The following is a 20,872-nucleotide window of genomic DNA, read 5'->3' as shown; positions in this document are numbered from 1 at the left end:
ATGGAGGATATGATGAAAAAAATTATATTACCTGTATTCATTTTATTGAGTATCGTATTAGCTGCATGTGGAAGTTCAGCGAGTGGTTCGAGTGATGATGGAACTGTGGAAATTGCTATACTCGACTCTGATGTGTACAGCTCGTTGCTAAAACACATTCAAGCAAATTTAAAGGAAGAAGGAATTGATTTAGAGTTTGTATATATGAGTGATTGGAATATGTTTAATCAAGCATTAGCTAATAAAGAAATCGATCTAAACTTTTTCCAACATAAACAGTTTTTAAAAAATGCTAACGAAACAAATGGTTGGAATCTAGTTCCTATAGCTGAGACATTTAATTTTGCACTAGGATATTTTTCAACAAAACACAAAAGTCTTGAAGAGATTCCTGATGGGGCCACGATTACGGTTCCAAGTGATCCTGTAAATAATGGCCGCTCATTACAAATTTTACATGACGCTGGACTGATTAAACTGAAAGAAGGAGTTGGGTTTAATGGTTCGCAAGCAGATATTATCGAAAATAAAAAGGATTTTAAGATTGTAGAAGTAGATTACAACATGTTACCACAAACGTTGGAAGACTCGGATTTAACTTATATTGCAGGAACTTTAGCCCCGCGAGCGGGGGTAACTCAAGAAGATGCTCTCATTACTGGAGGACCTCTTGATGAATTTACCATGGTCTTGGCTGCCAGAGAAGATAATAAAGATAACGAGATTATTAAAAGAATAGCTGAAGAATTTGAGTCGACGGAAACACAAAAATTACTGATGGAAGAATTCCCAAATGAAATCATTTGGCCATGAAGCAGAGGATTGAAGATTCTAGAGAAATTAAAAGGAGGCATTTCTTTGAGAAAAGGCTGCCATTATGGCGGCTTTTCCTATTTGATTAAAGGGCTACTAAGAATTGAAGGTTATAAGAAAAGACGAGAATGTGCAGAAATGTACTTAAATTAATCGCCTTTTTTTATAATACAGAGAACCGTGCAGGTCAGTATAATAAATAAAAACCCCTACTTAAATATCTAAGAAGAGGTTTGCTCCTATTAGATTTGCCTAAATAAAAGATCGGATGAGATGGGTTTTTTGCCAATTTCTCTTGCCCATACTGATAATTGTCCAATATGGTGAACCTCATGTGTAATGATATGTTGGAGTACTTTTTCATAAGGAAAATGATATGTTTTACCGTTCTTACTTTTCACTTCCAGAACTCTTTTTTCAATATCACTATTATAAGATTGTAGATAGTTTAAGGTTTGGGATTTGGTAGTATTAGAAAACTCGATAACCTCTTCCAGATTTGAAATGGAATTAAAATCCTTAACTAATACTTGCGTTCCTTTCAATTGATTGATCCAGATTTGTTCACAATCAATAACATGAAATAAATTGTGTAGGAAACTTCCAAATCCACCAACCCGTTTTTTTGTTAGATTTTCCTCGGAAATATTCTTGCAAAAATCAAACCAATCTTCTCTTATCTGCCAATTATATAAGAACATATCTAACATTCAATTTCCCTCCAAAAATAAAATGATATTTCTGTTCTAACTATCCCAATTATAAATGGATTGCGACAAGTAATATAGCATAATAAAAGAAATCAAATTTATCCATGTAAAACCTCTCCAATTGGGCAAAATAAACGAAGGGAAATTCCCAATACTATGGAGGGAGTGATACATGTGGCAGATACAAATAAAAATAGACGTAAACATCAACATAAGGAAAACACAGTAGGATCAGGAATGGGGGTTGTTCCAGAAGATACGATAGCTCAAGCTCTGGACCCATTTGGAAACGCAGCTGCGACTGTTTCCCGTGAAGATATGGGAAACAAGGTGGAGAAGGACAACAACAAACCACGAAAGAATTATAAGCTTTAAGCAACGGCTTGGGCTTCAGTAAAAAACTGGTAATCCAGAATCTTATTTGGATTACCAGGTTTTTATTTTAAAAGAAAATTATCTTTAAACATCCTTTGACATATCAGCATAAGCCCTTTCAAGGAATGCTCTTTCCTCTTCTGTGAATGGATGGAGTATATTAGGTTCATCAAGTTGATTTGCTAAGTGTATTTGTTCCGCCCCTAACATAGACAATGTTTTATCGGAGAGAGCTGCCAACTGTTTGATGAATGCGAGTGCTTCATCCGACTTAGGATTTACTCCGTTCGCTACAAGTTTTTTCAAGTCCATAAACAATGAGAAGTATTCTTTGTCTAATTGTGCTCGTTCTGTACTTCTAAAATTGTGGATGGAGTCTTTGACTTTGCTTTGTTCATGTAGATTTTCCTCTTCAAAAAGAATGGAATGAATCATAAAGCAAAATAATGTCACGTCAATTTTTCCATAGCCTGAAATGATGGTTTGCATATGGTCTAATTGGTCGATGGTTTGTTGGATTTTTTCTAGTTCTGCCATAAGTTCTCTTTTCTTAAATGTAATGGAATCGATTAGCTGTTGTCCTTCTATATCATGTGAATCTAATACATCGACTATTTCTTTCAATGAAAAGCCGATGAATTTCAGGGATTGGATTTGCTGTAAACGTAAGAGGTCCTTTTGGCTGTATAATCGATGTCCTCCTTCTTTGTAGTCTGTTGGTTTCAGTAAGTCTATTTTATCGTAATATCTAAGTGTCCGTACGGTAACGCCCGTTCGTCTTGCCAATTGTCCGATTGTCAACGTATTATCTGACATGCGTATACCTCGTTTCTATATTCCTATCTTTGTTTTTAATGTAAGGAATAGCTGGATATTGATAAGGCTTATGAAGAGCTATTCGAATAATAGCATACAGGATGATGATGGTCTCTACAGCTAATATAGCGTATTTCACCCATGAAGGAAGCATACTGCTCATGATAAATAATGGAAATATCGTCAAATGGAAGTTCAGTGCTTTCCGACTTGATTCAGCGTGATAACCATTTTTCTTCCTCGTCATTATAAACATGATGAGAGGGGGGATGAACCCAAGAATCAGCGAGACGACAAGCATGAATTGGACTGCAAGTATTTCCTTTTTTGATGGATTATTCATTTTAATCACCTTTCTTATCTATTCTTAAATTTAAGTATAAAAGGTGACGTAGGTAGAGCTTCAAGGGGAAAATTTTATTAACATACATTATCTTGTCTGAAAATTTGCTGTTGACAGACTTATATTTGTTCAGTATGATATTGTTAATTCTTACCAAACAAGTGAATAGAATGATTTCTCTTATCAAGAGTCGGGGGAGGAACCTGGTCCGAGGATCCCGCAGCAACCATTACGAAGGTAATAAGGTGCTAATGCCAGCAAGCGTATGCTTGAACGATGAGGATGGAGATAACGTGTTATAAACTTCTTCCTCATTAGGAAGAGGTTTTTTTGTTTCTCAGAGAGAAATAAAGGTACTCCGTCTGCCATAAAACCAATTAAACATATGGGAAAAGTTACATTAAAAACAAAAGGAGTGTATGTTCATGAGTATCAAGAAAAAAATTCATTTAAATGGTTTTGTACAAAATTCACCTTCCCCGCATTCAACTGGGCTATGGAAGCATGAGAAGGATGAAGGGATCAGGCATAATCGGCTGGAGTATTGGACAGAAACAGCCAAAGTATTGGAGCGGGGAAAATTCGATGCTGTATTTATTGCGGATGTACTAGGCACGTATTCCGTATATGGTAATAGCCATGATGTCGCGGTGCGTCATGCGGTTCAATTGCCTGCGCATGATCCGTTATTAATTATCTCCGCCATGGCACAAGTTACAGAGCATATTGGTTTTGCACCAACCGTGTCGGCCACATACGCACAGCCATATGCGTTGGCTCGGCAGTTGTCTACTTTAGATCATCTAACAGAAGGACGTTTGGCATGGAATGTGGTGACATCCTATTTAGAAAGTGAAGCGGTTAACCTCGGGTTATCTGGACGGATACCTAAAAATCAACGTTATGACCGTGCAGATGAATTCTTAGAAGTGGTTTATAAACTTTGGGAGCATAGCTGGGAAGATGATGCGGTAGTTCATGATCGAGAAGCGGATACTTTCGCATTACCTGAGAAGGTTCATGCGATTAACCATCATGGAGAGTTCTTTAATGTACCGGGCATCCATTTGACAGAACCATCCCCACAACGGACTCCGGTATTATTCCAGGCAGGGGCATCTCCAAGAGGCCGGGATTTCGCCGCGAAACATGCGGAAGGGGTATTCACGAAAGGACATTCTTTAGAAGCATTGAAGAGGTATTCTGCAGATCTTCGCAAACGAACCGTAGCTCAAGGGAGAAATGCAGACAGCATCCGTATTTTTCCTATGGTGCTGCCTATCGTCGGTTCTACGGAGGAAGAAGCGTATGCGAAATATGAGGAATTAAAAAGTCATGTCAGTTATGAAGGAACAGCGGCTCTACTTTCAGGTCATACGGGAATTGATTTCTCCAAATATGATCCAGATCAATACATCGAAGACATGGAAACAGATGCGGTTCAAGGAAATCTGGATATGTATGCAAAGGACCCAAATAAAAGGTGGACGTTGCGCGAAGCGATTCTCAATCACGGACTTGGTAATGGCACAGTGAAATTCATCGGCACACCGGAGCAAATTGCAGACCACATCGAGGAATGGGCGACGGAAGGCGATGCAGATGGATTTAATATTGCGCAGAGCTATTCATTGGAAACCTTCCGTGAGTTTGTCGACCATGTTGTACCGGAGCTGCAGAAGCGGGGGATTTATCGGTTGGAATATGAAGGGAAAACATTGCGGGAAAATTTATTTGATACGGATTCTCCTTATCTGCCTGACAATCATCCGGCGAAAAGGCTATCCAGTCCAGTGATAAAGTAACTTACACTTCATGATGAAAGGAGAAAGAAATGGACAATATCGGTGTATATACATGGGTTGGGTTCCTTGTGTTTTTGGTCATCATGTTGGCTCTAGGTTATATCGGAGCTAGGCAAACGAAAAGTGTTCGGCACTTTGCATTAGGTGGAGGACTTGGCCCGATTGTGATGGGGCTTTCGTTTACAGCAACCTACATTAGTGCAGCTACTTTTCTTGGATATCCTGGTTGGTCCTATGAATGGGGGTTGACGAATCTTTGGCTGATCATTGCGATTATCGGTGGCGGAGCGATCGGGGTACTCATGGTTGCGAAAAGAATTCGGAAGGTGAACAAGGAACAGAAATCACTTTCCTTACCCGATTGGCTAGGCGACTATTATAAAAGTGACTTCCTAAGAGTAGGCACAGGGATAATTTTACTATTTAACATTTTTTATATCGCTGCGCAGTTTGTAGCGGGAGCAAGAGTTTTCGAATATTTACTCGGTATGGATTACACGACTGGGCTGATTCTTATTACAGCTGTTGTCGTTTTGTATGTATTTGGTGGAGGAGCTTTGGCTGATATTTATACCGACGCGGTTCAAGCAGTTTTAATGGCGATTGCCGGTATCATCGTGTTCGTTTCAGGGCTTGTTGTTTTTTGGAACAACGGTATTGCAGCAACATTTTCAGGCATAGTGGATAATCTGACCGCGCAAGATGGCAACCTGGTAAAGGTATTCAATCCGGAGTCCGCCCACTTCTATTCGCTCGGTGCGGTAATTGGTGCGATTACGATTCAATGGGCATTCGCATCGGCGCCACATTTATTTAATAAAGTGTTAGGTTTAAAGCATGACAAGGATTTAGGCAAAATGATCGTCACCTATGTGATTACGACCACCCTCTGTGTGCTCGTCATGTTCGGTGGGCTATACAGCAGGGTAGCACTCGGATCAGGTACCGTGGTTGCAGATCTAGCTCTAATGGGATATATCGAATGGGCGTTTCCGGCAATCATTGTGGCGTTTTTCGGGGTAGTTATTCTCGCTGCAGCGATGTCGACTACAGATGGATTGTTTGTTTCCATCTCTACTGTATTTGCCAATGATATTTTTCTGAAATTCCTGGTGAAACGCGGCTACGTGAAAATGGGAGAAGAGGAAGCGGAGAAAGTTGCATTAAAGATTAGTAGACTTGCTGTTCCATTCGTAGGTTTAATAGCGTTTCTTATCGTCCTCAAACCACCCGTGTACATGGGTGACGTAATGTGGATTGGCATTTCTGGTATTGCTGCTGGAACGTTAGGACCGATTCTGTATGCCGTTTACGGTAGACGCAAGCCTTCTCCAAGAGCAGCGGATGGTTCGATGGTGATTGGTTTATTGGCATATTTGATTTTATACTTCGGAGGAATCATGCAAAGTACGATGATCGCTGGAGCGGTAGCGACCGTCATTGGTATTCTGGCCATGATCATTCTCGCAAATGTGATGAAAGTGGAGGAAAGTGAACTGGAGATTGTGGCAAAGGCAGAATAAAAATTGGAAGGGAGAATGCATGATGTTTGTGAATGAAATGCTTTCAGTCTGGTTTTATGGAATGATCATCATTTATACCATTGTCGGATACTCGCTTTGGAGATGGTATTTCGGGAAAAAATAGGCTGACTATAGATGTTGTAAACACTCTTCAAGGGCCACTCACTATTCAAAGTCATGTAATAACCACCATTAGCTCAGTTAATGGTGGTTGTTTTATTAAATGATATAATGCAAGAGTAAAAGGAATATTCGCATTCAAGTAAAGAAGGGAGAGAGGCAAATGTTTAATTGGTTCCGCAAAAAGAAAGAAGAAAATCCGAAGCAACCGAAAATGAAAAAGAGCGGCGGAGATGGCGGGGTATTCATTCCTGGAGGCGTTGCTACGGAGTCGAATGATAAGGACAAAAAACATTCTTATGATGACTATAGCTCCGGTTTTGACTTTGGTGGATCAGATGGTGGCGGAGGCGGTGGCGATTGACTCGATTTGGATAATGCTTTATGTACATACCGTTTATCTTTTGAAGTAACCCTACAAACATCCTCCACAAGCCATATTGATAAGTATCGTATTTATGATATTCTTAAGGTAATAGAAAAAGAGGCAGGGTTATAGAAAGGTGGACGAAATTGAAAGGAAGAAAAGTTGTATTTTTAATGATCGGAGCCATGATTCTTGGTGCTCTTATCGTCTGGTTGAGTTTTCAACTCGTCGCTAACTCGGTACCATTTTAATGCAGAATAGCTTCATTCATTTTACATAATGTACGATATCTAGCACCAATCAAAAAGGTCTCTCACCCGTAATGGATGAGAGACCTTTTATTTGGACATGAAAAAAGTATACACATTGAAAAGAGCGCATACTTATAGTATAATATTAAACAGTTGACTTTAATTATAAACGGACATAGTTATCGTTATTTTAACTATACACTATTTCCGTTTGGAAGTCAACATTATCTTTGCATTTATTTTTAAAAAGGGGTGTCTTGGATGGATTCACAGTTTCAACAGGAACAAGAGCAACTGAATAATGTAAAGAAAGTAATACAACATGAAGTAGATAAGTTGGATAGTAAAACGAGACAGCGTAAGGAAGAGGTCATCCATTCCCGGAAACATTTCTGGGATGAGATTAAAATCAACGTAGATTCTTTTGACGATTATCTCGAAACCGTCCTCGCGATCAGGCAGGAAGCACAAGCCCTTGCTGTGAGCGAAACGACACATAGACATTCCTTCCAGCGTTTGTCGACACTTCAACAAATGTTGGATGTCCCATATTTTGGACGGATTGATTTTCTCGAGGAGGGTGATTCACAATCGGAAGAAATCTATATTGGTATCTCTACACTTCGAGATGAAACTGGTGAAAACATCCTGATCTATGATTGGCGCGCACCGATATCGAGTGTTTATTACGATTATCAGCCAGGACCTGCCCAGTATAAAACTCCGGGCGGGGTTATCAAAGGTGAATTGGAGAAAAAATGGCAATACCTCATCCGGAATGGCGAGCTCCAATCCATGTTTGATACGAGCCTGACTATTGGAGATGAAATTTTACAAGAAGTCCTTGGACAAGGGACAGATAAATATATGAACAGTATTGTAGCGACGATTCAGAAGGAACAAAACCGCATCATCCGGCATGACCGCGGAAGAATGCTGATTGTTCATGGTGCTGCGGGGAGCGGGAAGACTTCAGCAGCTCTGCAACGGATCGCTTACTTACTATATAAATATCGGGAAAACTTGAATGCGGACCAAATTATCCTGTTTTCTCCGAATACTTTATTCAGCAATTATGTATCCAATGTCCTTCCTGAACTTGGAGAAGAGAATATGCAGCAAGTCACGTTCCAGGAATATTTGTATCACCGTCTAAGTAACGACTTTGCAGTAGAGGATCCGTACGATCAGCTGGAGTATGTTTTAACTGAAACAGGTCGTCCAGAGTATGATGCGCGGGTTTCCAGCATCCGTTTTAAAGCGTCGGCTCAATTTTTGGATGTCATCCAAGCTTATGTGAAATCACTGGAAAAGTCCGGCATGGTATTTAAAGATATCAAGTTCAGAGGCGAGCCTATTGTTACAGCCCAAGAAATGGAAGAGTTTTTCTATCATGAAGACCTCTCGCTAGGCCTACAATACAGACTGGAAAAGTTGAAGGATTGGCTGCTTGATAAAGTTCGTGCACTGGAAAAACTGGAATGGAAAAAAGAATGGGTAGAGGAGACGATTGAGCTTCTCAGTGATGAGGAATATTATAAAGCGCAAAAATATTTGGCGAAAAAAGCGGGCTATACCCGGGAAAATAGTGACGATTATGATATGGATACGAAAGCATTGGCGCGGCTCATCGTCCGTCAAAGATTGAGATCCGTTCGTAAAAGAATCCGTTCTTTACGTTTTGTAGATATTAGTGCGATTTATAAACAACTATTTGAAAATCACGGTAAAATTCAAGAGTTGGTCGATGGAGAGTCACCTAAAGATTGGCCGGCAATTTGTGAAGTGACACTCCAAGAGCTGGAACAAGGCAGGATACTATATGAAGATGCCACGCCATTTTTACAGCTGCAAGATTCCATATTCGGCTTTCAGGCGAACCGTTCCATCCGCCATGTTGTAGTCGATGAAGCGCAAGATTACTCAGCTTTTCAATTCGAGTTTTTGAAGCGGTTATTTCCTGCAGCAAGGATGACAGTGCTTGGTGACTTTAATCAAGCGATTTTTGCCCATGCCAATGAAAAGGATGATTTCCAAGAGCTAACACAGCTTTATGGACCTGATAAGACAGAAGTCATCAACTTAACTCGGAGTTACCGTTCCACGAAACCAATCATTGAATTCACCCGGAGACTCATTCCAGAAGGAGATCAGATTATTCCGTTTAACCGGGATGGCGAGCGCCCTGCACTCACTACATTTGAAAATCATGATGAACTGCATGCCGAGATTACATCAAAAGTATCTGAATTAAAGGATCAAGGAAATGAAAGTATCGCCATCATCTGTAAGTCGGCTGCAGAAACTGAAAAGGCATATGAAGCTCTATCTGATATAGAGGAATTGAAAATGTTAAAAAGCAGCTCGATTGAATATGAACAGGGCGTCGTTGTTCTGCCTTCGTATTTATCCAAAGGTATCGAATTCGACGCGGTAATCATTTATGACGCATCAGAAAAAGTATACGGAGATGAGAGTCTGCGTCGGGTATTTTATACCGCCTGCACACGGGCCATGCATGGTTTACAGTTATACAGTGTGGGCGAGCCGACTAATTTTATTGAACAGGCAATGGAAGAAGGTTTTTTGAAAAATAAACCTGTCACAAGAAAGCACGGATAAACCGGAGGAATGAAAAAGATGTTGCTAAACTGAGAGATAGAAAGGAGAGGTTGTAGTTGGAGGGCCTTCAAAAAATGCTCGATAGCATCGAATATATAGAGAATAATTTAGACGATGAATTGGTCATGGAGGAGATTGCGGCAGTCGCCTGCATGTCTAAATTCCACTTTCAACGGATGTTCCATATGCTGACGGGATATACGGTGACGGAATATATCCGGAATCGCCGGATTACTATCGCTGCACAGGAGCTTGTATTTTCTGATGCGAAGGTGATCGATGTCGCCATGAAATATGGCTATGAAACCCCAGAAGCTTTTTCCAAAGCATTTCGGAGGATTCATGGCATCAGTCCATCCAATGCGAGAAAACATCGTCAATCGTTGAAGGCTTATCCAAAACTCTCTTTTCAAATTCAGTTAAAGGGTGATGTAGAAATGGATTACAAAATCGTGGAAAAAGACAGCTTTACGGTGGTAGGAAAGAGTATTCGTACAGGTGTCGTTGACGGAGAGAACCACCGGAATATCGCAGCTTTCTGGGATCAATCCAATCAGAACGGATTCACAGATGAGCTTGCTAAAAATTGTGGCTCTCTCGGATACTTGGAGTATGTATGGAATTTGATAAAGAACAGGAACATCTCACGTATTTAATCGGGGCAGAAAAAAACATCGAAGAAATTTCTCAAGATTGGGAGGTAAGACAGATACCTGTTGAAACGTGGGCTGTATTTCCGGTAAGAGGTGCTATGCCTGATGCGATGCCAAAAGTATGGGAGCGGGTATTTTCTGAATGGTTCCCAGCGACTGGCTATGAACATTCTGGCGGGCCGGAAATGGAAGTATACCTCAGTGATGCTGATCCGTATGCAGACGATTATTATAGCGAGGTATGGATACCGATAAAAAATTAATAAAGAATAATGGCGAATGGCTGAGATCTTGAGGTTACTCCTTTTGATCGGCTATTCGCCTATTTTTTTGAAAAATCTTATGATTGTTATTGACATCTTTTCGTATTTGTTTTACTATTACGTTATACGATATAACGTTGAACGTAATAGTTGGTGGAAAGGAGTGGAAACATGGTTAAGAAAAGCAGATTTTCGGAGAATTCCTTATTGATTTTAATCAGTCTCGCGGAGAAAGAACGTCATGGCTATGCGATTATGGAGGACATTGAAAAAAATTACGATATAAAATTAGGCCCAGGTACATTATATGGAGCAATTGCGCGTTTAGAGAAGGAAGGCTATATCCGTGTTCTTGAATCGGAAGACCGTAAGAAGCCTTATAAGCTCACGGAGGAAGGGCAGCAATATCTGACGGAGCAGCTGAAAGAAATTCAGAAATTCACCTCCATTGGTATGAAAAGGCTTGGTCTCGTATGAAGTGGCTGATCTACCTCTATCCCAAAAGTTGGAGAAGTCGATACGGCAATGAGCTAATGGAAGTATGGAAACAAACGGATAAGTCATTCAAAATAATCGTTGATTTACTTTTAGGCATTATCGATGCTTGGCACCTCGAATTAAGTGAAAGGAAATTCTGTGGTTTTCGGATGAGTCAAGTAGTCGTTTTAATCAGCTTCATCAATATCCTTATTATTTCCAAATTGATTTCACTAAGGGAGGTAATTTTATTGGAACAGATTGCGTTGATTATTTCCATGGTATCTTTTCTATTGGCGATCGTTCTATTAATCGCGAATATGTTTAAAGTTGGCATTGTCCCAGCCTTCTCCATGAAAACGAAATTGGCCAAAGCAGCAGTCGGTTTTATGGGGTCGTATGCAGTCTTTTTTGTCACCTTTTTAGTGTTGGCAAACTAAACATTCCACATTAAAAAAGCGGGTCCATCAGAGTTTTTCTCTGATGGACCCGCTTTTTGTGTCTATATTATAAGAAATTTAATTTGGTGTTGTGTAGTGGGGATTAGGATATGTTACTTCACATTAAGTAGTATGACATTCGTTACTACAAAAATAGCAACCATTAATCCTCTTATAACGGTGCCTTGTTTTTGCTATCTGAACAGCTGAACTACAAGTGTTATGGTAACCTAAATCATCAAAATTTTGAGAAGGAGAATAGCGACATGTAGAAGTATGAACTTCGTAATCTCCGTTACTTTGCATATTTACATTTAATAAATACTTTTGCAATACAATCCCTCCAAATAATATTTCCCCACCACACTAACGAACAGTACTTATTGGGTTCTTTCTGATTGATTCGTTTATATTCCTGAACCTGTATATTACCAAGTTTGGGGGCAATGAGTTAAAAGAACATCCAGAGGCGGAAGAAGCCATAGCTGAAACTCAAGAATTATTGAATCAAGCAAGGGCTAAAGTAGACAATTTAACGGATGTATTGCACGAGCATAAGTTTATATCATATACTGAAGTTGAGATATCGTATATACAAAAATTTGAAGAGCTGCTACAGGAATATTCCTCTTTAGAGAATTTAATGATAGATATTATCCCATACAGTACGGACGAAGAAATGAAAGAAGTAGAAAAGGGTGTTAGTCAGAAGTTCAAGATGAGAAGGTGGTTGAATAGGGACTTAACCTATTTCCATCCAAATGAAAACTTTTTCTTACATCCATTATATATTTACGATAAAAAATATGTCATTAAATGAGGAGAAAAACGTAAACTAAACGGATGTTCAAGCAATCAATCTATTGTTTATCACCTATTCGCTCATGGTTGAAATAAAATCAAAAAAAACAAGTATTTAATGGAAATCATAAGGCTGAACAAAGAAGGACCATTCTGGTTTATAAAACAATTATTCAAGAGAAAATAAAGGAAGAATCGTTTTCAAAATTTAAGGCGTATGATTAATTGAAACGGGTGAAGTCATCGTACTCGTTATTAGCATATGAACTAATTGGTGGAATGTAGGTTTAAGAAAATTTTTATAGCGGGTTTGATTTTATGTATAGAAGATTTTAAATGAATATAATTAACGGAAGCAACACTATACGGGGTTGCTTTTTGTTTACACCTTTTTTCTCCAAAAGAAGAAATTGATAGATGAAACATATTTGGAATTAACATTAGTGTTTTTATTACTGTACATGCTATTCAAGATTGAAGTCCAATCACCACCCGGTCTTCAAGTACAAGTGGTAAGATTCAGGCGGTGATTAGACACTTTATATCATTCAACTATCATTTTCAATCCCGTTACTTTACTCCTTGGTACCCTCGGATCATGTTGTACAATAAAAGCTTTTTGAAAACGATTGATGTATTCTTCTTCGTGGGTTTTTGGTGTTAAGATGATTAATTTTCTTTGCAGCTGGTTTACGTATAAATCGAATACCTTTGATTTTCGATGTTCGTCAAGAGCGCTGTCAAATTCATCAAGGACGATAAAACCTGGTGCAGTCTCAATGTTTTGAAGCAGAGCTAATGCGAATAAAAGTGAGCTTAACGATTCTTCCCCGCCCGATACTCCTTTTCCGACTTTACCGCCACGTGCTTTTACACTAACGTCCTCCATTGGTCCACGGTGTCCTTCTTTTCTAGCTCTAATATACAAGTGGAAATGTGTCCGTCCTTGCTTATCTTCCTGGGAATCCCAGCCGATGTCCCCTTCAAATTGAAATTCACCCATATAGACGGTGAATCGTTTCTGAATTTCCAAGACGCGCATATTAATCGTTGTTTCCAAAGCGAATTTCAGTTTGTCTGTTCTTTCTTTATCAGCTTCCAAAAGGACTTTTGATTGTTTAAATTCATGGTCCAAGCGTTCATATTCCGATTTCGCTGTATCATAGTTTTCCTTTGCTGCAGGGTCTATACCATCCTCACTCCGGGCACCATTGAACATAACCTTGCCGTTTTGTAGTTGGTTTTTTAATGCTTCTTCAGATGTAGGTTGGTCTCTAGTGAACTGAGCTGTATATTCCTTGTATAACTCTGGAACAAGGTTTTGCATATCTTGCAGCTCCTGAATCACTTGAATCAGTTCATTTTCGTTGATTGCTAAACGGTTTGAATATCTTTGGATCTGATTATTTAAATCTCTTTCCTCGCGCCCGATGTCTTCCAATTCTTGTTGTTTATCATCTATCTTTCGTTTTGTTCTTGAAATTGATTTGCTTAATTTTTCCAGATCAGAATCTAGGCGGTCTAATTTTAAATTCAAAGATTTAATCTCTTGCACAGTCTCTTTTTCAAGCTTTACTACGTACTGCAGCTTTTCATATTTTTCTTTACTTGCTCCAAGTTCTTTATAAAAATCAAGTTCTTTTTGAACGATTTTTAGTTGTTCAGTCAATTCTGCACTCGTTTGCATCAGGCCGGTTGACTTAGTTCTGAGTTCATTGATTGTCCAATTTAAAGTCTGTTCTTTTTCTAAGTAAGATGTAAACTTTTCTCTCCGCTGCTCCCGCTCATGCCGGTTGGTCATAAAAGCTTCTGCCTCTTTAACTTTCTGAATCTCACTATTTAAATACTGGAAGTCTTCCGTATCTTCCTCAATAACTTTTTGAAGGGAATCTGCTTTATCCTCCAGGCTATGAATTTGATGTGAAATTTCTTGAAGTCGGATTTGAATCGCTTTTTGACTTAAAATATACGCTTGCTTTTCCTGCGGTCCACGAATGCCTCGTGAATCGATCAATATCTCATTGCCGATCCTAGGCTCATTATCTTTAAAAAATTGTCCTATCCAGAAGAGTGCTTTAACTGCGTGATTATATTTATTCTCGGCTATATTGTTTTTTACTTTCAAATGAATCTCCGGAAGATGATCTCGCCAACGGTCCGGGATAATTTCCATTAATGGAACATGATACAAATCATTTGGGGGAGATGCGGTTTTACCATTAAAAAATACTGTATATTTGATGGAATTGAACAAGTTTTCATCATTCACTTTGGCAGATTCATCTAATTCAATAAGCTCCCTTAATGGAAAGGCCGCTATTCCACGTTCCCGGAAATAATCTAGTGATTGCTTCTGGCGGTCGGAAACGTTCCGGTCCTCCTGCAGTGCCATCCGTTCGTCCTTTAAAGAATCAATTTCCCGTTTTGTCTCGTGGAGCAGATCCTTATTTTCCTGGATAGTCTGGTTTAGCCTGCTAATGTTTTCCTCAACACTAAAACTGCTGCCGAATCGAGTGAGGCGTTCCAAATGATCTTTTTCCTGAATGTCATCTTGAACGATTTGAGCCTCTAATTTGGCCTTTTCATTAATGAGTACGATACGATTCTGTTCTTTATCATCGATTTCCTTTTCGAGCAGGCTTTGTTCCTCAGAAATCTTTGTGAGTTCGTCTGTCAGCCTGGTAAACTCAAGATTTGCTTGTTCTTCCGTTCGTTCAATTCTTTTTTTCCTAGCCATCAAGTCTTCGAGTTCTTTCTCCAATGACTCTTTTTCAGCCACAATCTTTGTATTTTCATTTTCTTTATCTTCTAGTCTCTCGGACACTTCGTCAATAATCTGATTTAACTTATTGGTTTCTGCCTCTAATTGTTTCAGTCTTTCGATGGTTTCTTCTTTTTGTGCGAAAATAAGTCCTGAATTTTCTTTAGTCTCTTCCAGCTCTCCGTTTAAATCTTCCAGCGATCGTTTAAGCATCTTTATTTCGTTGTTATAATGCAACTCTAAAGAAAGCAAGGCTTCCAACGATTGTTGGGCTCCAGAACGCAGTCTCCTCTGGTTATCTATGAAACGATCCAAAGCCGTCTTTAAAATGCTTAAATTTTGCTTATGAAACAACATGTTTTGTTCTGCCTGGCGCATCGTTTCTTCGGCTTCTTTTACTTTTTCAATGCTTTCTTCCCAGTTTCTTTGCATATGATCAATACCATGCATTTCACTGAAGATCCGAAACCGTTCCTCGGAATTCATGACGGCAAACTGGTTCACTTCTTGCTGATACCAGATGAGATAGAACAGATCCGGGTGAATTTTGTAGCGGAACTGGAGATCTTTTTTATAGGCCGAAAAGTTATGGTACCGATCCCCAGAAGTATATTTAGTCGTACTTTCCCACTCATCAGCATGGTCACCTTTTTGGACAATAAATTCCCTTTTAATCGGCTGACCAGGTTCTTGTACAATATAAATCGTAAACTGAATAAAAGCAGGTTCATCGATTTTCATCGAGCCCTCGTTTCTGAATAAAACGGAGACATGTGCTTTCCATACTTGGTCAGGAGGCAGATTCCTGGATTTCAACCCTTCGATGTCCACTTTCGATGAGTATAGGGCTGCTCCCATACAGAAGGTGAGTGTAGATTTATCAGATCCGTTTGGACCGGTTATCATCACATGTCCATCCCCGCCTAAATCGAGAGATGACGGCAGAAAGTCACGGATTCCGGAAAATTGTAAACGATATGGAATCATTCTTCTTCTCCTTTCTGATAGATGTTATAACGTTTGAAGAACTTCAGGACTTCTTCTTTGTTCAACTGGTTCGATTGACTAAATTCTGCCGTACGGCGCAAAAATGAATCAGAAAACATATGTACGCCGATTGCTGTTAATTGGTAGGCTTTTTCATATGAATTGGAATCATACTCCTCAATTGCACCGATTTTTTTTAAAGTGTCCATTGCGATGGAAATCTTCTGGTTCGCTTTTTTCGTTTTGTGTCCAAATGCTTCAAGCAGCTGTTCAAACAGACTGAATTCATGCTGCAGTACCTCTTGCTGATAAAACATAAATAACAAAATAGCGAGACTTTCTTTGGATAACGTGTTCCGTGCTGAACGGGCAGGGACGCGCATCATCACAATGACTTGATCGCGCCGCTCATCAAAAATCAGCTGAAAATACCGGCTTACTGCCTGGTTCACCCGGGTCAAGAAGGAAAAGAATGCCTCATCATCCTGCTGAATGTGGAGCAGTTTTTCCACTTCTTTACGGGTTAGTCCGAAATTTGCCGACCGGATGGTGGCGGAGGAGGAAAACAGGATATTCATAAATGCCAATTCTTCCGTTTCTGTCAAGACCCCTTTTAACGTACTAAGTGCATTTAATGGCTGAAAATTTTGTGAAGCGTGTTCGGATTCCATTGTTTCATTCTTTTCCATGTGGATCACCTTGCTTTCCTTTTTGTTTGGAGATGATATGTTCGCCGTCTTTAGGATCCATCCAATCCCAGTTCTTGTTGAATTTTTGCTTTATGTCTGTATATTCAGGAGGGTGGATGTGAATTTTTTTATTGCCAACGAGGGCGGCAACCGCAGTAAGGGCGTTGACTGCATCTGCCCATTTATCAGAAGTGGCTTCAATGACCACTTCTTCCATGGATGCTTGCTGGACCTGTTCGATATATTCTTCGATTTCTTCGGTTTGAATGAGTGATTTCGTCAAGAGCCAGTTCGTATCACCAAACAGTTCTTCCATCTCATCTCTCGTAGCTTCTTCCGTTACATATTCGATTTCGTCATCATCATCTACTATCGGGTCGACAATCGGTTCATAGTTCTCCAGATAATCAATGGCTTCGTCGATGGCCTCACCCGGGATGGGGGAAGCAAATTTAATCGGAATCCATAACCCATCCAGTGCCTCATCTTCATATTGATTCTGCTCCATAAAACTGAACATTTGATGGACGTTTGGAATATCAGAGTCAAGCGGCGGATCGAACATGGAAAGGATGAAACGACGAATGAGTTCCGGTTTGATTGTCGTGGAGATAGGTGTTGTCTGCATGTTGGTGAATTTCATATACTTATTGATCATTCCGAGACTTAAGTTCGTTCCCTCTGATAAAGTCGCCGTTCCCCTTTGCATTAAATTTGTCAGGATTAGACTTTCATCGATGGTTTTAAACATTTGAATTCTTTCCTCAAGCTTTTCCTGTAATTCTTCCATTAAGTAATGGATTTTTTGTAATTGCGGAAGCGCATTGCGGTCCGCCAGCATTTCCAATTCCCGTTCTTTTAAAATCGCGATAGCATTTTCAACATTACGGATTAAGCTGGCAATTTTATTTCCGCCTGAAATGCCATGATCATCATAAGCCTCACTTAATTCTGCATCACGTCTAGCCTGGAAAAGGGAACGTCCAATATCATCCTCAAAATGATAAGCTAGTGAATCATTCGCAAGCCGGAGCAGAACGTCCATCATCCGCTTCCCTAAATCCCGCATTTTAATTTGTGTCTGCTGTTTAGATAGCCAGTTATTGTTGACTAGTACATTGACGATTTGGGCTACTTTCTTTTTGGAGGGGGGGTCCGGGTCTTTATAGCGATTTTGATAGCGATAGTACAACTGTTCTGCATTTTCAATTCGGTCATCTAAACCGAGGGCTTCTTCATTAAGCAACTGTAGAATCCTTAGGAAACGCAGGATTTCAACTGGAGAGTCGAAAACAGCCTGCGAGCCGAGTTCGCGTAATACGCTTGCCAAAGTAGAAATATCCCTCATCGTCTGCAGTAACGCAGGGCTGTCATCTTTTTCCTTGAATATTGAGATTAGTTGTTTATCCACCTTTTCCATAGAATTACATCTCCTAAAATTTCTTCTTGTTCCATACTTTTCTTCTGCAAGAATTGATTCATTTCATCTAGGTATTTCTCCTGATCTTTTAAAATCTTGCCATCTGGACCGATCCATCTAATGGAGTGTATATGTTTAACTAAGATGTTGTACAGTTCATGAGCAATAATCTTGCCGTCTTGATCATAATCCGTCCAGATGATTGCTTGTTTCAGATTACTGTTATTTAGAATTTGTTCGATAAAGTTACGGTGTGCTGAGCGGATATGACCATCACAGCACAACAATAAAACATTTTCATCTTCCAAAAATTCGGGCTGTGAGGCGATACGGGATAGGATTCCGCGGTTTTCAACAATCCAAAAAGTCATTGCATTAGTCTTGTATTGATCTAATTCTATTGATATATTCGTTACCGCGTGTACAGGCCCGTGAGAGAAAGTAGCGTACTGGCCAATTACATCTCCAGAGAAAAAGACAGGGGTAATGTGACCAAAACTTGTTAAACCAAATTCTACGGCCGGGTAGCCGCCCCATTCCTCCAGTAGCTCAAGAAATTCCTCCTGATTCCGATCAAATGCTTTGGACCCGCCAATCGTTTGATAGTAGGCAGCCCCGATTTCTTTCCAGTCCATTTGTTGTCTGGTAGAACCGAGCCGTAAAAAGGCTAAGCTGAAATGCAGGAATTTCATTCGTTTATTAAGTGTCCATTTTTTGGGGAAGAACGCGGACTCCTTTAACAGATCCACCCCTTCACAGACAGCCAAAAATTTTTCTTTTATATGTTGATGCATTCGTTGTTTGATCATCGGTTGATCTGCTTGAAGATGGATGTGAAGAATGCCGTTTCTGAGTTGATTCAATTCTTCTGTTAATTGTACATCTTGCTGTTCTTTCATGCGAAGCTGGTATTTGAATAAACGGTGACCCATTCGATAATATTGACTTGCGACCGTTTTGCTATCCGGTTTGAGGCGGATTTCTTTTAGGATCCATCCTTGTTCCAGCAATGTCAAAGTTTTGGGATCATCATGATTTAAAGAGAGTTTTTTCCTAGGGGTTAGTTTGAGATTTTTCAGTAAGAAATTAACTTCAGTATCCTTTGTCTCTGCATGAACAGCGCCAGTAGTGATCATTCCAACTTTTCGGAGTGTCCGTTTTGTTGTCTTTAGGATTGGAATATCGATAAAGTCTCCTTCTGTCATATTGTTCAAATCTAATGTCTCGCCTTTTTTTAGTATGTATGTATTTAGGTATTCTATAAAGCTATCTTCCACTGAGCATCCCCTCATTTTTTACTAATATTGTAACATGAGAGAGAGGATATAGGTTAGTAACTGTTTTGGAGCCGATGATTGCGAAGATCACAATCGCATGGACTAAAGGTCTATCTACTATCCAGTAAACCTCAAGCATTAATTTTTCGTTTGAATACGAAAAACAAATATAACCAATATAAATGATTACTAGCCAAAAAAAATAAAAAGTTTACCAAAAAGCACCCCCAAACTCCAACTTCATTCGATTATAGAAGTGAAGGGAGGGAGATGCGATGCAAAGACGTACTTTATCCGTAAATGATGTGGCGGAATTTCTTGGCTTACATAGAGATACGATCTATGAATTGGTCAGAGAAGATAAAATTCCACATATCCGACTTGGCGGGAGAATCTTTTTTCTGGAAGATGTATTGGAAGATTGGCTGCGTAAGGAAATGAACTGATGGCGAATGGCTGATTCGGAAGCTGAAAACTTTCGATCCGCCATTGGCCTTTTCGGCATGAAAAAATTAGTTGGAGAAATATTGGAAAAGGAGATTAAAAAACGATGGCGAACTTTAATTTTCACAAGGAGAAAAATATTTTTATGGATTGGTTGATGATGAACAGAATGTCTACTGGAGAAATCGTGCTTTGGCATACGTTAATGAATATCGGCAACAGGATGGGACAGAAGAATCAAATCAACACACCTTCCTCGACGTTGATGTCAATGACGGGTTTATCGAAGCAGGGGATGTATGATGCAAGAAAAAAACTGGAGAAGCGTGGGATGATTCGGGTGAAACAAGGAAGCCGGAATCAAAGTCCGATTTATGAAATGGTTCCTCTGAAATAGGCTCTGCAAATTTATGCTTATGGTCAAGCTTTAGGTCAACCTTCGGAAAAAGAGACTGAAAACTTGACCCCCAACTTGACTCAAAATTTGACCCAAAACTTGGCCATCTATAAAGAGAAAGAAAAAGAAAAGAGAAGAGGAGGAGTGATATGCTCCCCTTTAAGTAGACAGATTAAAAAATAAAAATCTGTTTACTTTGGGGGAGTTTTTTTATGTCCAATAATTACTATTCAGTTGAATTTAAATATGAAGTAATCATGGCTTATAAATCTGGAGAATATTCTTTTTCAGAAATATTTTCAAACTATAAAATTAATAAGAATACCTTGTATAGGTGGATTGAAAAGTTTGATAGATATGGAAAGGAAGGATTAGCTGATTCAAGAACTTGGAAACGGTATTCAAAGGAATTAAAGGTAGCTGCAGTTAAAGATTATTTGTCAGGGGAGTACTCTCAAAATGAAGTCCTTCGAAAGTATGACATATCTAGTAGTGGGGTATTCCACCGATGGATTAAA

The 20,872-nt window shown here is 39.4% G+C and carries 19 protein-coding genes, 1 pseudogene and 1 riboswitch; of the genes and pseudogenes, 13 read left to right on the top strand and 7 right to left on the bottom strand.

Annotated features, from left to right (window positions below; translation table 11 throughout):
* Positions 1-12: 12 nt before the first annotated feature.
* Positions 13-813 (top strand): MetQ/NlpA family ABC transporter substrate-binding protein, encoded by an 801-nt coding sequence (locus ACFSBH_RS00230; protein ID WP_379595482.1) that lies wholly within the window; start codon positions 13-15, stop codon positions 811-813.
* A 242-nt stretch (positions 814-1,055) separates the two neighbouring features.
* On the opposite strand, the gene ACFSBH_RS00225 is transcribed toward ACFSBH_RS00230, so the two are convergent.
* On the bottom strand, positions 1,056-1,523 hold the full coding sequence (locus tag ACFSBH_RS00225) for a DinB family protein (protein ID WP_379595480.1): 468 nt from the start codon (positions 1,521-1,523) through the stop codon (positions 1,056-1,058).
* Positions 1,524-1,697: 174 nt separating this feature from the next.
* Between ACFSBH_RS00225 and ACFSBH_RS00220 the strand changes: the two genes are divergently transcribed.
* Entirely contained in the window at positions 1,698-1,898 is a 201-nt protein-coding gene (locus tag ACFSBH_RS00220) for a hypothetical protein (RefSeq protein WP_251515847.1), read from the top strand.
* Between the two features lie 84 nt (positions 1,899-1,982).
* On the opposite strand, the gene ACFSBH_RS00215 is transcribed toward ACFSBH_RS00220, so the two are convergent.
* Positions 1,983-2,714, bottom strand: coding sequence for a MerR family transcriptional regulator (locus tag ACFSBH_RS00215; protein WP_379595477.1), 732 nt, complete (start codon positions 2,712-2,714; stop codon positions 1,983-1,985).
* The gene (locus ACFSBH_RS00210; protein ID WP_251515843.1) at positions 2,704-3,057 is read right to left on the bottom strand and encodes a magnetosome magnetite crystal formation protein family; all 354 of its coding nucleotides are present in this window, start codon (positions 3,055-3,057) and stop codon (positions 2,704-2,706) included. The genes ACFSBH_RS00215 and ACFSBH_RS00210 overlap by 11 nt, the downstream gene beginning before the upstream one ends.
* A 177-nt stretch (positions 3,058-3,234) precedes the next feature.
* A riboswitch (SAM riboswitch) is annotated at positions 3,235-3,340 on the top strand.
* A gap of 142 nt (positions 3,341-3,482) precedes the next feature.
* Here ACFSBH_RS00210 and ACFSBH_RS00205 point away from each other — a divergent pair.
* The 8 genes and pseudogenes from ACFSBH_RS00205 (at position 3,483) to ACFSBH_RS00170 (ending at position 12,398) form a co-directional block, all read left to right on the top strand.
* Positions 3,483-4,862, top strand: coding sequence for an LLM class flavin-dependent oxidoreductase (locus ACFSBH_RS00205; protein ID WP_379595475.1), 1,380 nt, complete (start codon positions 3,483-3,485; stop codon positions 4,860-4,862).
* A 29-nt stretch (positions 4,863-4,891) separates the two neighbouring features.
* Complete coding sequence (locus tag ACFSBH_RS00200) at positions 4,892-6,385, top strand: sodium:solute symporter family protein (RefSeq protein WP_251515839.1); 1,494 nt, start codon at positions 4,892-4,894, stop codon at positions 6,383-6,385.
* Between the two features lie 283 nt (positions 6,386-6,668).
* A complete protein-coding gene (locus ACFSBH_RS00195) occupies positions 6,669-6,869 on the top strand; it encodes a hypothetical protein (RefSeq protein WP_251515837.1) in 201 nt (66 codons plus the stop codon).
* 515 nt (positions 6,870-7,384) lie between these two features.
* Positions 7,385-9,745 carry an RNA polymerase recycling motor HelD gene (gene helD, locus ACFSBH_RS00190; protein ID WP_379595473.1) on the top strand — a complete coding sequence of 787 codons (2,361 nt, stop codon included), beginning with the start codon at positions 7,385-7,387 and terminating at the stop codon, positions 9,743-9,745.
* Between the two features lie 74 nt (positions 9,746-9,819).
* A pseudogene (locus ACFSBH_RS00185) lies at positions 9,820-10,661 on the top strand (AraC family transcriptional regulator).
* A 171-nt stretch (positions 10,662-10,832) separates the two neighbouring features.
* A complete protein-coding gene (locus tag ACFSBH_RS00180; protein ID WP_379595471.1) occupies positions 10,833-11,138 on the top strand; it encodes a PadR family transcriptional regulator in 306 nt (101 codons plus the stop codon).
* Between the two features lie 56 nt (positions 11,139-11,194).
* Entirely contained in the window at positions 11,195-11,578 is a 384-nt protein-coding gene (locus tag ACFSBH_RS00175; RefSeq protein WP_379595469.1) for a hypothetical protein, read from the top strand.
* A gap of 382 nt (positions 11,579-11,960) precedes the next feature.
* Positions 11,961-12,398, top strand: a complete 438-nt coding sequence (locus ACFSBH_RS00170; protein WP_379595495.1) for a type II toxin-antitoxin system SpoIISA family toxin — start codon at positions 11,961-11,963, stop codon at positions 12,396-12,398.
* 525 nt (positions 12,399-12,923) lie between these two features.
* On the opposite strand, the gene ACFSBH_RS00165 is transcribed toward ACFSBH_RS00170, so the two are convergent.
* The 4 genes from ACFSBH_RS00165 to ACFSBH_RS00150 are packed head-to-tail and all read right to left on the bottom strand — an operon-like array spanning position 12,924 to position 19,513.
* Entirely contained in the window at positions 12,924-16,127 is a 3,204-nt protein-coding gene (locus tag ACFSBH_RS00165) for a chromosome segregation protein SMC (protein ID WP_379595467.1), read from the bottom strand.
* Positions 16,124-16,816, bottom strand: a complete 693-nt coding sequence (locus ACFSBH_RS00160) for a hypothetical protein (RefSeq protein WP_379595465.1) — start codon at positions 16,814-16,816, stop codon at positions 16,124-16,126. The genes ACFSBH_RS00165 and ACFSBH_RS00160 overlap by 4 nt, the downstream gene beginning before the upstream one ends.
* On the bottom strand, positions 16,803-18,236 hold the full coding sequence (locus tag ACFSBH_RS00155) for a hypothetical protein (RefSeq protein WP_251515817.1): 1,434 nt from the start codon (positions 18,234-18,236) through the stop codon (positions 16,803-16,805). The genes ACFSBH_RS00160 and ACFSBH_RS00155 overlap by 14 nt, the downstream gene beginning before the upstream one ends.
* Entirely contained in the window at positions 18,212-19,513 is a 1,302-nt protein-coding gene (locus ACFSBH_RS00150; protein WP_379595463.1) for a toprim domain-containing protein, read from the bottom strand. Before ACFSBH_RS00150 ends, ACFSBH_RS00155 begins: the two co-directional genes overlap by 25 nt.
* Positions 19,514-19,788: 275 nt before the next feature.
* Here ACFSBH_RS00150 and ACFSBH_RS00145 point away from each other — a divergent pair, with 275 nt between their 5' ends.
* The 3 genes from ACFSBH_RS00145 to ACFSBH_RS00135 all read left to right on the top strand — a co-directional run.
* Positions 19,789-19,959, top strand: coding sequence for a helix-turn-helix domain-containing protein (locus tag ACFSBH_RS00145; RefSeq protein ID WP_251515813.1), 171 nt, complete (start codon positions 19,789-19,791; stop codon positions 19,957-19,959).
* A gap of 104 nt (positions 19,960-20,063) precedes the next feature.
* The gene (locus ACFSBH_RS00140) at positions 20,064-20,354 is read left to right on the top strand and encodes a hypothetical protein (protein ID WP_379595461.1); all 291 of its coding nucleotides are present in this window, start codon (positions 20,064-20,066) and stop codon (positions 20,352-20,354) included.
* Positions 20,355-20,566: 212 nt separating this feature from the next.
* Positions 20,567-20,872, top strand: a 306-nt coding sequence (locus ACFSBH_RS00135) for a transposase (RefSeq protein ID WP_379595459.1), incomplete at its 3' end; no start/stop codon positions are given.

The sequence above is a fragment of the Oceanobacillus luteolus genome, assembly GCF_042678205.1.
Classification (GTDB): Bacteria; Bacillota; Bacilli; order Bacillales; family Amphibacillaceae; genus Oceanobacillus; species Oceanobacillus luteolus.
Note: the sequence above shows the minus strand (reverse complement) of the source record. Positions and strands in the feature narration are given on the sequence as shown.